The sequence below is a fragment of the Kutzneria buriramensis genome, from assembly GCF_003387475.1.
Taxonomy (GTDB): Bacteria; Actinomycetota; Actinomycetes; order Mycobacteriales; family Pseudonocardiaceae; genus Kutzneria; species Kutzneria buriramensis.
In genome coordinates this window covers 34134-48879 of the sequence record NZ_QUNO01000021.1, presented here as the reverse complement: position 1 = coordinate 48879, position 14746 = coordinate 34134, and the positions used below count along the sequence as shown (strand labels likewise).

The following is a 14746-nucleotide window of genomic DNA, read 5'->3' as shown; positions in this document are numbered from 1 at the left end:
CTACCGTGGCAAACGTGGCTGCTGACCAGTTGCTCGACGACGAGTGCCGGATCTGGTGGGCCCGCCCCGACCAGGTGCCCAAGTCCCTGCTGACGACCGTGGTGCCCGAGGCCGAGCAGCGCCGGGCCGGCCGGTACCGGCAGCGCGTGGACCGGCTCCGGTCGCTCACCGGCGCCTGGCTGCTGCGGACCGCCGTCGCCCGGATCACCGGCGAGCGCCCCGGCGACGTGCTGATCGACCGCACCTGCGCCGACTGCGGCCAGCAGCACGGCCGCCCCCGGCTGCCCGACGCCGTCGGCATCGAGGTCTCCGTCTCCCACGCCGGTTCCCTCGTCGCCGTCGCGCTGACCCGGCTCGGCGACGTCGGCGTGGACGTCGAACACGCCCCGCTCATCGGGCACTTCGACCACGAGCTCGCCGAGAACACGCTCAGCGCCAGGGAACTCGCGGCCCTGTCGGACCAGCCGGGCATCGACTTCCCGCGGCTGTGGGTGCGCAAGGAGGCGCTGCTCAAGGCCACCGGGCGCGGGCTGCGGATGCCCATGAGCCGGATCGAGGTCACCCCCGCCGACCGGCCGCCCTCGCTGCTGGCCTGGCCGCTGGGGATCCCCGTCGACCAGGTGCGGCTGGCCGACCTGACGCCCGGGCAGCGCCACCACGCGGCCGTCGCCGTGCTCACCGGTGCCCCGCTGCGCGTGCACGAACTGCACGCCGATCTGCTGCTGTGAGCAGAACAGCCATAAGCGGACCGTACGCTCCGGTACGGTGGGAACGTTCAGGAACTACCGGAGGGACAGACGTGTCCGACGCGATGCTGGCCGAGACCATCACCATCAAGGGCGACAACGGTGACGAGATCGAGGCCTACCTGGCCAGGCCACTGGACACCACGCCGCGCGGCGGCGTGCTGGTGATCCACCACATGCCCGGCTACGACGAGGGCAGCAAGGAGATCGTCCGCAGGTTCGCGGTGAACGGCTACAACGCCATCGCCCCCAACCTGTTCTACCGCGTGGCCCCCGGCGCCAGCCCCGACGACGCGGCGGCGGCCGCGCGGGCGCAGGGCGGGGTGCCGGACTCGCAGGTGGTGGGCGACGCGAACGGCGCGATCGAGCACCTGAAGTCGCTGGAGTCCAGCAACGGCAAGGTCGGCGTGATCGGCTACTGCTCGGGCGGCCGGCACACGTTCCTCGTGGCGTGCTCGCTCAAGGTGGACGCGGCCGTCGACTGCTACGGCGCGTTCGTGACCCGCACGCCCGACCCGGCGTGGGGCATGACCGCCATGACGCCGCTGCTGGAGCTGGCGCCCAACCTGTCCAGCCCGCTGCTGGGCCTGTTCGGGGCGGACGACCAGTACCCGTCGCCGGCGGAGACCGCCGAGCTGGAGGCGGAGCTCAAGCGGCACGGCAAGACCACCGAATTCCACACCTTCGAGGGCGCGGGCCACTCGTTCTTCTCGGTGGAGCGGCCCAGCTACCGGTCCGAGGCCGCGGCCGAGGGCTGGCAGAAGGTGTTCGAATTCTACGGCCGCCACCTGGCGTCCTGACCGGCCCGATCGTCCTGGGAGGACAGTCCGATGTGCACGTACCTGACGGAGAAGGTAGTCCTCGACGGCGCCGGCAAGGGCGCGGCGGGCTGGTTCCGGCTGACCGACGGCTCGGTCTACGTGGACCACCCCACGCACGCCCGCTACACGCACACGCTGAACATCGACTTCCTGAACCCGGCCGAGGGCCCGGGCGCGCGGGTGGCGGTGGAGCTGACCGAGGAGGCGGCCCGCGCGCTGGCCGCCGCCATCACGGCGGCCCTGGACCACGCCCCCGCCGGCATAGCCTCCGAAAACCAGCCCTAACCCCCGCGAGTCGCGCTCTCGGTCCCACCGAATGCGGCTCTCAGGCACACCCCCGCGAGTCCCGCCCAGCGTCACACCGAATGACGGTTTCAGGCAGATCCAAGACCGCAGTCTCGTTTCTGCCCGAAACCGTCATTCGGTGAGCCTGAGAGCGCGACTCGCGGGGGTTCAGCTCTGGTAGGCGTCCAGCGGCGGGCAGGAGCAGACCAGGTTGCGGTCGCCCTTGGCGCCGTCGATGCGCCGGACCGGCGGCCAGATCTTCGGCGCGCCGACGCCGGCCGGGAACACGGCCTCGTGCCGAGTGTACGGGTGCTTCCACTCCTGCTCGGTCAGGCAGGCCGCGGTGTGCGGGGCGTTGCGCAGCGGGTTGTCGTCCACCGGCCACTCGCCCGAGCCGACCCGGTCGATCTCCCGCCGGATGGCGATCATGGCGTCGCAGAAGCGGTCCAGCTCGGCCAGGTCCTCGCTCTCGGTCGGCTCCACCATCAGCGTGCCGGCCACCGGGAACGACATGGTCGGCGCGTGCAGGCCGTAGTCGGCCAGCCGCTTGGCCACGTCGTCGACGGTCACGCCGGTCGCCTTGGTGATGCCGCGCAGGTCGAGGATGCACTCGTGGGCGACGAAGCCGCCCTCGCCGACGTAGAGCACCGGGAAGTACTCGTCGAGCCGGCGGGCCACGTAGTTGGCCGCGGCGACCGCGGTCAGGGTGGCCCGGCGCAGGCCGTCCGCGCCCATCATCCGCACGTACGCCCAGGAGATCGGCAGGATCGAGGCGCTGCCCCACGGGGCGGCGCTGATCGGGCCGACGCCGGTCGCCGGGCCGGCGGCCGGCTGGAGCGGGTGGTTGGGCAGGAACGGCGCGAGGTGCGCGCGCACGCCGATCGGGCCGACGCCCGGGCCGCCGCCGCCGTGCGGGATGCAGAACGTCTTGTGCAGGTTCAGGTGCGAGACGTCGGAGCCGAACTTCCCGTACTGGGCCAGGCCGATCAGCGCGTTCAGGTTGGCGCCGTCCACGTACACCTGGCCGCCCGCGTCGTGCACCAGGCCGCAGACCTCGCGCACGGTGTCCTCGTACACGCCGTGCGTGGACGGGTAGGTGATCATGATCGCGGCGAGGTCGGCGCTGTGCTCGGCGACGGTGACGCGCAGGTGGTCCATGTCGATGTTGCCCTGCTCGTCGCACTTGACGACGACGACGCGCATGCCGGCCATCACCGCGCTGGCGGCGTTGGTGCCGTGCGCGCTGGCCGGGATCAGACAGACGTCCCGCTCGCCGTGCCCCTGCGACCGGTGGTAGGCCCGAATCGCCAGCAGGCCGGCGAACTCACCCTGGCTGCCGGCGTTGGGCTGCAAGGAAACCGCGTCGTAGCCGGTGATCTCGGCCAGCCACTGCTCCAGGTCCGTCACCACGGACAGCAGGCCCGCGGCGTCGGAAGCCGGCGCGAACGGGTGCAGCTGCGAGAACTCGGGCCAGGTGACGGCCTCCATCTCGGTGGTGGCGTTGAGCTTCATGGTGCACGAGCCCAGCGGGATCATGCTGCGGTCCAGCGCGACGTCCTTGTCCGACAGGGCACGCAGGTAGCGCAGCAGCGCCGTCTCGGAGCGGTGCTGGTGGAACACCGGGTGGGTGAGGAACTCGCTGGTGCGGCGCAGGGCCGGCGGGACGCCGTCGGCGGTGTCCGCGTCCAGACCGTCCACATCGGACACGGTGACGCCGAACGCCTGCCACACCAGGGAAAGGTGCTGACGGGTGGTGGTCTCGTCGCAGGCGGCGCCGACGTGGTCCTCGTCGACCAGGCGCAGGTTCACGCCCAGGTCCCGGGCCTTCGCCACGATCTCGGCGGCCCGGCCGGGCACCTCGGCCAGCACGGTGTCGAACAGCTCGCCGTGCACGACGGTCACGCCGCCCTCGCACAGGCCGGCGGCCAGCACAGTGGCCATCCGGTGCGCCCGGGTGGCGATGGCCTTGAGGCCGTCCGGACCGTGGTAGACGGCGTACATCGAGGCGATCACGGCCAGCAGCACCTGCGCGGTGCAGATGTTGCTGGTCGCCTTCTCGCGGCGGATGTGCTGCTCACGGGTCTGGAGCGCGAGCCGGTAGGCGCGGTTGCCGTCGGCGTCCTCGCTCACGCCGACCAGCCGGCCCGGCAGCTGCCGCTCGAAACCCTTGCGCACGGCCATGTAGCCGGCGTGCGGGCCGCCGAAGCCCATCGGCACGCCGAACCGCTGCGTGGTGCCGACGACGACGTCCGCGCCGATCTCGCCGGGGGCGCGCAGCAGCGTCAGCGCGAGCAGGTCGGCCGCGACGACCGCGGCGGCGCCGGCCGCGTGGATCTCCGCGATCACGGACTCCTGGTCGCGCAGCGCGCCGGAGGCGCCGGGGTAGGACAGCAGCGCGCCGAAGAAGTCGCCGCCCAGGCCGAGGCCCTCGATGCCCTGCGACAGGTCGGCGACGACGACCTCGATGCCCAGCGGCTCGGCCCGGGTCTCGATCACCGCGATGGTCTGCGGCAGCGTGTCGGCGTCGACCACGAACTTGGTCGACTTGGACTTGCCGGCCCGGCGGACCAGGGTCATCGCCTCGGCGGCGGCGGTCGCCTCGTCCAGCATCGACGCGTTGGCGACCGGCAGCCCGGTCAGGTCGCCGACCATGGTCTGGAAGTTGAGCAGCGCCTCCAGCCGGCCCTGCGAGATCTCCGGCTGGTACGGCGTGTAGGCGGTGTACCAGGCCGGGCTCTCCAGCACGTTGCGGAGGATGACGCCGGGGGTGATGGTGCCGTAGTAGCCGAGGCCGATCATCTGGACCATCGGCCGGTTGCGGTCGGCCAGCTCGCGCAGCTCGGCCAGCGCCTCGGTCTCGGTGGCAGGGGCCGGCAGGCTCAGCGTCAGGGCGTCGGACCGGATGGCCGACGGCACCGCGCGCTGGGCGAGTTCCTCCAGCGAGCCGACGCCGATCACGTCCAGGATCTTGCCCAGCTCGGCGGCCCGGGGACCGACGTGGCGGTCCGCGAAGGGCGTGCCGTGCTCGAGCGCGGCAAGGGGAATGCGGTCAGTCGTCATGCGTCGGGCCTCCGGGGGCATACGGGCGCGGGCCGTTGCCCTCCCCCTCTGTCCCCGCCCGTGACGGGCACCTGAGAGCTTCACCCACTCGCGTGGGCTTGCACCGTCGGCGGGGCGGGCTGTGTTACACCCGCCCTCTTTCCAGAGGCGTCTGTCCCGTACGGTCCTTGGGCCTGAGAGGTTCCGGGGAGGATTTGCTCCTTCGGCGCCGAACCGGCTGGTGACCGGCGCGGACTCTCCCGCACGGGGTGTGCGACTACGCCCGCGAGTTTACCCCGGCCGGGTTAGGAGTCCCAGGGTCCGGTCGCGGCGTGTCACCGCCGTCACGTCCGGCGCTCAGCCGGTGCGACGGGTCCGGCGGCGCGTCAGCTCGTCCTCGACCGGCTCCACCACGCCGTCGGCCCGCTCGGCCTGGAACTCGTGGATGGTGCCGCTGATCTCGCGCATGGCCCCGCTGACCGCGATGCCGAACACCCCCTGGCCGCCCTGGAGCAGGTCGACGACCTCCTCCGGTGAGGTGCACTCGTAAACGGTCGTGCCGTCGCTGAACAGGGTGATTTTGGCCAGATCGGCGACGCCGCGGCGGCGCAGGTGGTCGACGGCCACCCTGATGTTCTGCAGGGAGACGCCGGTGTCCAGCAGCCGCTTGACCACCTTGAGCACCAGCAGGTCCTTGAACGAGTACAGCCGCTGGCTGCCCGACCCGTGCGCGCTGCGGATCGTCGGCGAGACCAGGTCGGTGCGGGCCCAGTAGTCCAGCTGCCGGTAGGTGATGCCGGCGATCTGGCACGCCGCGGGCCCCCGGTAGCCGACGAGCTCGTCGGGCACCGAGGCGTCCGGGAACAGGGCTCCCTGCTCGCCGGCCTCGGCCCTGGCGGGCGCACCCTCCACCACGACAGCCTCCCCTCGACCGGCCTGACGACCGGCGACCGGAACCGACGGTCCTCCGTCTGGGGAACCGTCGGTCACAAGGTCGCAACGATGGGGGTTCACACCGTCACGACCGACTCCTCTCTGACGGTAAGTCCGCCCATGGGACGGGTCAACGCGACGCGCGGAGCGGCGAAACCGTCATCTGGAGTCGGTCGTCACGATGACGACTGTCTGTCACTGAACCGAAAACGGCGTTGACGGTGGGTGGCTGACTCCCCCGAGATCGCTATCGACCAGCGATCTGCACGTGCAGGATGTCGACCGGCAGATTCGGGAAGCCGTCGCCGGGGTTGTTCTGGTCGTCCTCGCCGCCGGCGGCGATCTTGCGGAGCACGTCCTGACCGGCCACGACTCGTCCGAACGGGGTGTAGTTCGGGGCCAGCTTCGTGTCCTCGGTGCAGAAGAAGAACTGCGAGCCGTTGGTGCTGGGGCCGGCGTTGGCCATGGCCACCGTGCCGGCCGGATAGGTGGCGCCGGTCAGGTTCTCGTCCGGGAACGAGTAGCCCGGGCCGCCGCTGCCGGTGCCGGTCGGGTCGCCGCACTGGAGGACGAATATTCTTTGGGTGACGAGGCGGTGACAGTGCGTGAAGTCGTAGTAGTTGTGCTCGGCGAGGAAACGGAACGAGTTCGTCGTGCACGGCGCCTTGTCGGTCAGCGCCTGGAAGCTGATCAGGCCCTGGTCGGTGACCAGTCGGGCGGTGTACGGCCTGGCCGCCTTGGCCGGGTCGAACGAGGGCAGGCCCTTGAATCTGTCGGCGGGCACGGCCTTGGTGTAGACGCAGGCGGGATTGTCGGCCTGGGCGACGGCGGGCGCCTTCGGCTTGGCCGGCACGTCGAGGGTGTTGACGGAGGGCGCCGCGCTGGCCGTGACGATTCCGGACAGGCACAGAGCGGCGGCTGCGGTGGCGATCGCGAGGACCCGACTGGAGATCATCGGGACAGGCTAGAGCCTGGCCCGTGACCCCGCCGCCCTACGAAAGTCGGTTCCGAACCCCGGACGCGCCGGCAACCCTGCGAGGCCGCGCCGGTGCTTCGCACGGTCGCGGCATTTCGATCGCCGCCACCCGACGCAACCCACCACCGAGCCGATGCGGCGTTCGAAATGCCGCAAGGGCGAGGCACCGGTCACGAGCGGCCTCGCCCGCCGCGGAACGCGGCGAATGTTACTGTTCCGCTCCGCGGAAGTCCTCGGGCGACACCGAGTCGAGGAACTCGCGGAACTTCTCGACCTCGTCCTCCTGCTCGTCGGGAATGACGAGGCCGGCCTCGGCCAGCACGGATTCCTCGGCGTGGATGGGCACGCCGGCGCGCAGCGCCAGCGCGACCGAGTCGCTGGGGCGGGCGGACACCTTGATGCCGCCGTCGAACACGAGCTCGGCGAAGTAGGTGCCTTCCTGGAGGTCGGTGATGCGGACCTGGGTCAGCTCCCGACCGAGGGCGGCGATCACCTCTTTGAGCAGGTCATGGGTCAGCGGCCGGGCCGGCCGCACGCCCTGCTGCTCGATGGCGATGGCGGTGGCCTCCGCGTTCCCGATCCAGATCGGCAGGTAGCGGTCCCCATCGGTCTCGCGCAGCAACAGGATCGGGCTGTTCGCGGGCAGCTCGACCCGGACTCCGACGACGCGCATCTCGCTCATCGGGTATCGCCTCCCTCAGCGGGCTGAACCTCGGCGTCCCCGCACCTACGAGGATCCCCCACGGACTCCGTCAACGCTACCCGCCATGCGGGCACGACGCTCGGGGCGGCCACGTCGGCAAGATCACCCGCCCGCCACGCCCCGGAGCCCGGTCTTGACCAGAAGTGTATGCAGCGCAACCGAGAGCGACGCCAGTTCCCGGACGATCTCGTCGGCGCGCTCCCGGGCGTCCGGGTCGCGCTGCCGGTACATCGGCCCGACGATCTGGTGCAGCAGCCCCACCTCGCGGTCCGCGGACACCTTGAAGGTGCGCAGGTGGCGGGGCTCGATGCCGAACTCCCCCATGGCCACCACGATGCGGGCGACCAGCATGGCGTCGGAGTCGTAGAAGCCGGCCGCGCCCGACCGGACCAGGCCGTAGTTCTCCAGTTCGGTCAGCAGCCGCTGATCGATGCCGGTCTCGGCGAAGAGTTCCTCACGGGTCATCCGCACCTCGTGCCCGGCGGCGAAGTCCTCTGGCGTGGGTAAGCGATCGACCCCGACCAGCGCGCGTGCCGGCTGGTCGGGGTCGGATGCCGCGTCGAGCTGCTGCTTGATCACCTTCAGCGGCAGGTAGTGATCGCGCTGGGCGGCCAGCACGTAACGGAGCCGGTCCACGTCCACCTGTGTGAACTGCCGGTAGCCCGACGGCGTGCGCGCCGGGCGCAGCAGGCCCTCCGACTCGAGGAACCGGATCTTGGAGATGGTCACGTCCGGGAACTCGGGGCGCAGCTGCGCCAGCACCGCCCCGATGCTCAACCCCTCGCGCTGTGGCCGCCCGGCCGACGTCACTGGCCCCCCTGGCCCCCGGATCCCGGGCCGGTGAGGAACACCAGGCGGAACTTGCCGATCTGCACCTCGTCGCCGTTGGCCAGCACGGCCTGGTCGACGGGCTCGCGGTTGACGTAGGTGCCGTTGAGGCTGCCCACGTCGATCACCACGAACTCGCCGCCCTCCCGCCGGAACTCGGCGTGCCGGCGGGAGACCGTGACGTCGTCGAGGAAGATGTCGCTGTCGGGGTGCCGGCCCGCGCTGGTGGTGTCCTGGTCGAGCAGGAACCGCGAACCGGCGTTGGGGCCGCGCTTGACCACCAGCAGGGCGGACCCGGCGGGCAGTGCGTCGACACCGGCGACGGCCGGCTCCTGGACGGGAGCCCCGACACCCTCGGCGTCGGTGAGGAAGTCGGCGCGGAAGACAGTGGTCCGCTCCGGGGACTGCTCCGGCGGAACACCGGGCCCGTCGTTCGTGCTCACCTGAGCTCGCCTCCTGCTGGTGGATCCTTCGGGACCGCTCAAACCTACCGTGCTGGACTGATCGCGCCCCTGGCGGCTCCCCAACCAGCCGAAGAGCTTCTGGAAGATCGACATCAGCCCTGCTCCGTGAGTTCCGTGTAGTCGGCCGGGGACAGCAGCGCGTCGACCGCGGCGGGGTCGTCGATCGCCAGCTCCACCAGCCAGCCCTCGCCGTACGGGTCGGCGTTGATGAGGTCCGGGGCGCCGTCCAGCTCGTCGTTGCGGCCGCTCACCGCGCCGGCGAGCGGCGCGTAGATGTCGGACACGCTCTTGGTGGACTCCACCTCGCCCAGCGTCTGACCGGCGGCGACGCGCGCGCCGAGATCGGGCAGTTGGACGAACACCACGTCGCCGAGCTGCTGCTGGGCGTAGCCGGTGATGCCGATACGCACCGTGCCCGGCGCCGTCACCTGCACCCACTCGTGCTCACGGGTGTACCTGAGGTCCTGTGGAACCACCTAACGAGCCTTCCTTCTTCCTGGTCATCGCGACCGTCGAGGCGCACCGTCGAGGATGTCACCCCCCGCCGCCGCCCGGCCGCCGTGGGTGCCCACCGTACCTGGATCGTGATCAAACGGAGGCGAAGGAAGGACACCTAGAGTGTTCCCGATATCCCCCGTCCGGAGCAGTCATTCACGGGCACGCATACCGCCGGTTGGAGAGCGCTCTCTGTCAATGCGTTTCGGTTGGCTGTTTGGTCCTTTTCGACGGCTTCGGCGACGCCATTGACAGCGCTTCGACGGCGATGGATCCTCGTTTGGGAGAGCGCTCTCCGAACTCGGAATCCGCCGGGCGCACCGTTCCCAGTTCCCCGTCCCGAGGAGCGTCCCCATGCGTGTCCCGTCGCGGCCCCGGCCGCGTGGCAGAGTCGGTGCACTGCTCATGTCGTTGCTGGTCGGTCTGACGCTGGTGGCGTCGGCCGGCGCCGCCCACGCCGCCGGCGGCCTGCTGTCCCAGGGCAAACCGGCCACGGCGTCCAGTCAGGAGAACGCCGGCACTCCGCCGTCGGCGGCGGTCGACGGCAACCCGGGCACCCGGTGGTCCAGCGGGTTCGCGGACCCGCAGTGGCTCCAGGTCGACCTGGGCGCGGTCGACGCGATCGGCCAGGTCGTCGTGCAGTGGGAGGCCGCGTACGCCAGGACGTACCAGATCCAGCTCTCCACCGACGGCACGACCTGGACCACCGCGTATTCAACGGGTGCTGGCGCCGGCGGCACGGAAACCCTTGCCGTGAGCGGAAACGCGCGGTACGTCCGGCTCTACGGCACCCAGCGCGCCACCGGCTACGGCTACTCGGTGTTCGAGTTCCAGGTCTACGGCACCGGCGGCGGCTCGGGCTGCGGCACCGACAACGCCGCGAAGGCCCGGCCGGCGACTGCGTCCAGCCAGGAGAACGGCGGCACGCCGGCGTCGGCAGCCGTCGACGGCGACACGACCACCCGCTGGTCCAGCGCCGCCTCGGATCCACAGTGGCTCCAGGTCGACCTCGGCTCGGCGATGACCGTCTGCCAGGTCGTCCTGCAATGGGAAACCGCGTACGCCAAGGCGTACCAGATCCAACTCTCCACCGACGGCGCCACCTGGACCACCGCCTACTCGACGACCACCGGAGCCGGCGGCACAGAAACCGTTGCCGTCAACGGCACTGGTCGCTACATCCGGCTCTACGGCACCCAACGCGCCACCGGCTACGGCTACTCGCTGTGGGAGTTCCAGGTCCACACCACCGGCTCCACCGGCCCGATCCAGGGCGGCGGCGACCTCGGCCCGAACGTGCTGATATTCGACCCGAACACGCCGAACCTCCAGGGCCAACTGGATGCTCTGTTCCAGCAGCAGGAGAAGGCCCAGTTCGGCAGCGGGCGCTACCAGATCCTGCTCAAGCCGGGGACGTACGACAACATCAACGCCCAGATCGGCTTCTACACCTCGATCTCCGGCCTCGGCCGGGACCCAGACGCCGTCGACATCAACGGCGACATCACCGTCGACGCCGGCTGGAACGCCGGCAACGCGACCCAGAACTTCTGGCGCTCCGCGGAGAACATGGAGCTCAACCCGGTCAGCGGCACCGACCGCTGGGCCGTCGCGCAGGCCGCGCCGTTCCGCCGGATGGGCGTGCGCGGCGGGATGAACCTGGACTCCGCCAGCTACGGCTGGGCCAGCGGCGGCTACATCGCCGACAGCCGGATCTCCGGCGCCGTCGGCAACTACTCGCAGCAGCAGTACTACACCCGGGACAGCGAGATCGGCGGCTGGACCAACGGCGTGTGGAACCAGGTGTTCTCCGGCGTGCAGGGCGCGCCCGCGCAGGGCTTCCCCAACCCCACGTACACCACCCTGGACACCACGCCGATCTCCGTCGAGAAGCCGTACCTGTACCTGGACAACACCGGCGGCTACGCGGTGTTCGTGCCGTCCAAGCGGACCGACGCCCGTGGCGTGTCGTGGGCGAACGGGCACACGCCCGGCACTTCCCTGCCGCTGAGCCGATTCTACGTCGTCAAGGCCGGCGCGACCGCCGCGACGATCAACGCCGCACTGGCGCAGGGCCTCAACCTGTTGTTCACGCCCGGCATCTACCACGTCGACCAGACGATCACGGTGACCCGGCCGGACACCGTCGTGCTGGGCCTGGGCGAGGCGACCATCGTGCCGGACAACGGAGTCGTGCCGCTGCGGGTCGCCGATGTCGACGGCGTGCGCGTCGCCGGGCTGCTGTTCGACGCCGGCCCGGTGTCGTCACCGCAGCTCATCCAGGTCGGCGCCGCCGGCTCGACCGTGAGCCACGCCGCCGATCCGATCGTGCTCCAGGACGTCTACGCGCGCATCGGCGGCGACGTCCGCGCGGCCGCCGGCACCGCGATGGAGATCGACAGCAACGACACCGTCGTCGACCACACGTGGCTGTGGCGGGCCGACCACGGCGACAGCGCCAACAGCGACGGCGTCGGCTGGGACAAGAATCCCGCCGATTACGGCCTTGTGGTGCGTGGGAACAACGTGCTGGCCACCGGCTTGTTCAGCGAGCACTTCAAGAAATACGACGTCGACTGGTTCGGCAACGGCGGCCGGACGATCTTCTTCCAGAACGAGAAGGCGTACGACGCGCCCAACCAGGCCGCCGTGCAGAACGGGAGCACGCTGGGCTTCGCGGCGTACAAGGTGGAGAACCCGGTGACCAGCCACGAGGGGTGGGGGCTGGGCAGCTACTGCAACTACACCGCCGACACCACCATCCGCCAGGACCACGGCTTCGAGGTGCCCGACACCGCGGGCGTCCGGATGCATGACCTGACCGTGGTGTCGCTGGGCGGCAACGGCGAGTACAACCACGTCGTCAACAACACCGGGCCGCCGACCGTCGGCACGGCGACGGTTCCCTCCACCGTCACCGACTATCCCTAGCGATTGTTCGCGACCGCTTGTACGGACGGCCGCGGAGCGACACCGAACACTCCGGTGGCGGTAGACCCGTCCGGGGCGGCGCGCAGGGCGCCGCCCCGGACGAAGGGGTAAATCGTGAAGAACAAGCGCTTCGGCATGGTCGCCCTGTGTGCAACCACTGCCTTTCGTGGATAGATTCGCGATGAGTAGTCCTCGGACGAAAGGCGCGCGGTGGCACTCGAACGGTTCGCACTGGCGATGCAGGCCCGACAACAGGTGGAGGGCGCCCGGGCCGGCGCGCAATTCCTGACGCTGCTGGGCGCGATTCAGGAGAAGGGATGGACGCGTTTCCTCGCCGCGCCGCGGACGGTCGACGAGCTGGCGGAGTTCGCCGGCCTGCCGGCCGCCCGCGTGGCGGACGTGCTGGCCGCGCTGGAAGGGCACGGCGTCGTCGAACAGGCCGACGGCAAGGTCCGGCTCACCGCGCCGTTCGAGGCGTACACGGCAGCGGACTCGTGGGTGCCGCTCGCCGACAAGCTCGCGGAGACGGTCCTCGACGCCCGGCTGATCCGGGACGCGGTCGCCGATCCCGCGCCCCTGGCGTTGACCGAGGACGAGGCGCTGGTGATCGCCAACGCGGTCGGCGGCCGGACCACCGACGTCAGCAAGGCGGTGTACCAGCAGCTGCTCGACCAGGTGCCCGAGCTGGCCGAGCGGGTGCGCGGCCGGTGGCTCGACGTCGGCTGCGGCGTGGCGTGCGCGAGCCTGACGTTCGCGTCGCTGGTGCCGGAGATGCGCACCGTCGCGGTCGAGCTGGTGCCGGCGGTTGCTGCCGAGGCCGCGCGGCGCGCGGCGGCGCTGGGCGTGGCCGACCGGGTGGAGATCCGTCGGATGGACGCCCGGGACCTGCCGGAGCTGGACGAGTTCGGCGGCGCTTTCTGGGCCCAGCCGTTTTTCCCGGAGTCGTCGCGGGCGGCGACGCTGGCGGTGATCCGGCGGGCGCTCAAGCCCGGCGGGCTGCTGTTCGCGCAGGAGATGGAGGTCGAGCCGGCCGACGAGGGCCGCGCCGCGTACCTGGTGCGGCGCCTGACCTTCCGTGGCCTCGGTGTGCCGTTCGGGCCGACCGCCGAGGAGCTGTCCGCGGAGGCCGTGGCCGCGGGGTTCGAGCCGGTGCGCGTCGCCACCACCGACTTCGGCCGGCTGGTGATCACGCGCCGGCCCGGCTGAGCCCTTTCGGGCAGGACATCGCGGGCGACGGCTCGTATCGTCTTGGAGCTATGGCCCGGTTTCTGGTGGCCTCGACGCCCGTTGTGGGGCATACGACGCCGATGGCGCTGGTCGTCCGCAGCCTGGTCGACCGGGGCCACGATGTGCACTGGTACACCGGCGTCGGCCTGCGTGCGGACGTCGAGGCCAGCGGCGCGCGGTTCCATCCGATCACGCACGCCGTCGACTTCACGCGCGTGGGCTTGGTGGATCTGGTGCCGGAGTTGCGTACGGCCTCGCGGCTGGGGCGGCTCCGGCTCTACTTCGAACGGGCCTTCGTGGACGCCGCGCCCGGCGGGATCCGAGACATGGAAGCCATCCTCGCCGAGTCCCCGGCCGACGTGCTGCTCGCCGACATGTTGATCATGGCTGCGCCGATGGTGTCCGAACGCGGCGGGCCGCCGTTCGCACGGCTCGCCACCACCCGTCTCGGCACGTACAGCCGGGACACCCCGCCGCCGGGACTCGGGCTGCCGCCGGGATTCCCGTTGCGGGACCGGCTGCTGACCGCCGTGCACCGCCGGTTGTTCGGACACACCACTCGTCACCTCGACGACGTGCGCGAGGGCCTCGGGCTGCCGCGCCGTCGCCGGTCCCCGTTCGACGAGTTCATGTCGCCGTGGCTGTTCATGCAGGACACCGCCGAGTCGTTCGAGTACCCGCGGCGAGACCTGCCGCCCCAGGTGCATTTCATCGGGGCGTTGACGCCCGAACCGCCGGCCTTCACTGCCTCCTGGCTGCCGGAGCTTCGTTCGGGGCGGCCGGTGGTTCTGGTTGCCCTGAGCACCGTCGCCAACGCTCGGGCCAACCTGATCGGTGCCGCCGTCGAGGCCTTGTCCGGCGAGGACGTCGCCGCCGTGATCGCCACCGGCGGCGCCGAGTTCACACTACCGGCTACACTTCCCGGAAACGTCCACATTGAACAGCACGTGCCGCTGGCGGCGGTGATGCCCTTTGCCAGTGTCTTCGTCACCAACGGCGGTTACGGCGGCGTGCAGATGGCGCTGTCGCACGGGGTGCCGATGGTTGTGGCCGGCGTGACCGAAGAAAAGCCCGACATCGCCGCCCGCGTCGCGTGGTCCGGCACCGGCGTCCGGCTCGCCACCGACGCCCCCTCCGCCGACGTCCTACGCACCGCCGTGCGCAATGTCCTTGCCGACCACCGCTATTCCGACGCCGCCGCCCGCCTCGCCGCCGATCTCGGTCGGCACGATGCCCCCACCGAAGCCGCGAACCTGTTGGAGAAACTGGCAAGCACGGGCCGGCCCGTCCATCGGTGA

13 protein-coding genes and 2 riboswitches are annotated in these 14746 nt (G+C 71.0%); of the genes, 6 read left to right on the top strand and 7 right to left on the bottom strand.

What is annotated here, in order from left to right; genetic code table 11:
• Positions 1 to 14: 14 nt before the first annotated feature.
• The 3 genes from BCF44_RS44745 to BCF44_RS44735 all read left to right on the top strand — a co-directional run bounded on the left by BCF44_RS44745 (position 15) and on the right by BCF44_RS44735 (position 1852).
• Positions 15 to 728 carry a 4'-phosphopantetheinyl transferase family protein gene (locus BCF44_RS44745; protein WP_170218091.1) on the top strand — a complete coding sequence of 238 codons (714 nt, stop codon included), beginning with the start codon at positions 15 to 17 and terminating at the stop codon, positions 726 to 728.
• A gap of 71 nt (positions 729 to 799) precedes the next feature.
• Positions 800 to 1546, top strand: coding sequence for a dienelactone hydrolase family protein (locus BCF44_RS44740; RefSeq protein WP_116180629.1), 747 nt, complete (start codon positions 800 to 802; stop codon positions 1544 to 1546).
• Between the two features lie 30 nt (positions 1547 to 1576).
• Positions 1577 to 1852 carry a DUF6295 family protein gene (locus tag BCF44_RS44735; RefSeq protein WP_116180628.1) on the top strand — a complete coding sequence of 92 codons (276 nt, stop codon included), beginning with the start codon at positions 1577 to 1579 and terminating at the stop codon, positions 1850 to 1852.
• Positions 1853 to 2020: 168 nt separating this feature from the next.
• On the opposite strand, the gene gcvP is transcribed toward BCF44_RS44735, so the two are convergent.
• The 7 genes from gcvP to gcvH form a co-directional block, all read right to left on the bottom strand.
• A complete protein-coding gene (gene gcvP / locus BCF44_RS44730) occupies positions 2021 to 4912 on the bottom strand; it encodes an aminomethyl-transferring glycine dehydrogenase (RefSeq protein WP_116180627.1) in 2892 nt (963 codons plus the stop codon).
• A gap of 38 nt (positions 4913 to 4950) precedes the next feature.
• A riboswitch (glycine riboswitch) is annotated at positions 4951 to 5063 on the bottom strand.
• A riboswitch (glycine riboswitch) is annotated at positions 5064 to 5164 on the bottom strand.
• Between the two features lie 84 nt (positions 5165 to 5248).
• Entirely contained in the window at positions 5249 to 5806 is a 558-nt protein-coding gene (locus BCF44_RS44725) for a MerR family transcriptional regulator (RefSeq protein WP_116180626.1), read from the bottom strand.
• Positions 5807 to 6071: 265 nt separating this feature from the next.
• Entirely contained in the window at positions 6072 to 6779 is a 708-nt protein-coding gene (locus BCF44_RS44720) for a peptidylprolyl isomerase (RefSeq protein ID WP_116180625.1), read from the bottom strand.
• A gap of 229 nt (positions 6780 to 7008) precedes the next feature.
• On the bottom strand, positions 7009 to 7482 hold the full coding sequence (locus tag BCF44_RS44715; protein WP_043715722.1) for a bifunctional nuclease family protein: 474 nt from the start codon (positions 7480 to 7482) through the stop codon (positions 7009 to 7011).
• 123 nt (positions 7483 to 7605) lie between these two features.
• Positions 7606 to 8313, bottom strand: coding sequence for a transcriptional regulator FtsR (ftsR, locus tag BCF44_RS44710; protein ID WP_116180624.1), 708 nt, complete (start codon positions 8311 to 8313; stop codon positions 7606 to 7608).
• Positions 8310 to 8774 (bottom strand): glycogen accumulation regulator GarA, encoded by a 465-nt coding sequence (garA, locus tag BCF44_RS44705; RefSeq protein ID WP_043715726.1) that lies wholly within the window; start codon positions 8772 to 8774, stop codon positions 8310 to 8312. Before garA ends, ftsR begins: the two co-directional genes overlap by 4 nt.
• 113 nt (positions 8775 to 8887) lie before the next feature.
• The gene (gene gcvH, locus BCF44_RS44700; protein ID WP_116180623.1) at positions 8888 to 9271 is read right to left on the bottom strand and encodes a glycine cleavage system protein GcvH; all 384 of its coding nucleotides are present in this window, start codon (positions 9269 to 9271) and stop codon (positions 8888 to 8890) included.
• A gap of 424 nt (positions 9272 to 9695) precedes the next feature.
• Between gcvH and BCF44_RS58205 the strand changes: the two genes are divergently transcribed.
• The 3 genes from BCF44_RS58205 (at position 9696) to BCF44_RS44685 (ending at position 14746) form a co-directional block, all read left to right on the top strand.
• Positions 9696 to 12221, top strand: coding sequence for a discoidin domain-containing protein (locus tag BCF44_RS58205; protein WP_246016181.1), 2526 nt, complete (start codon positions 9696 to 9698; stop codon positions 12219 to 12221).
• A gap of 210 nt (positions 12222 to 12431) precedes the next feature.
• Positions 12432 to 13427 carry a methyltransferase domain-containing protein gene (locus BCF44_RS44690; RefSeq protein ID WP_116180621.1) on the top strand — a complete coding sequence of 332 codons (996 nt, stop codon included), beginning with the start codon at positions 12432 to 12434 and terminating at the stop codon, positions 13425 to 13427.
• A gap of 50 nt (positions 13428 to 13477) precedes the next feature.
• Complete coding sequence (locus BCF44_RS44685; protein ID WP_116180620.1) at positions 13478 to 14746, top strand: glycosyltransferase; 1269 nt, start codon at positions 13478 to 13480, stop codon at positions 14744 to 14746.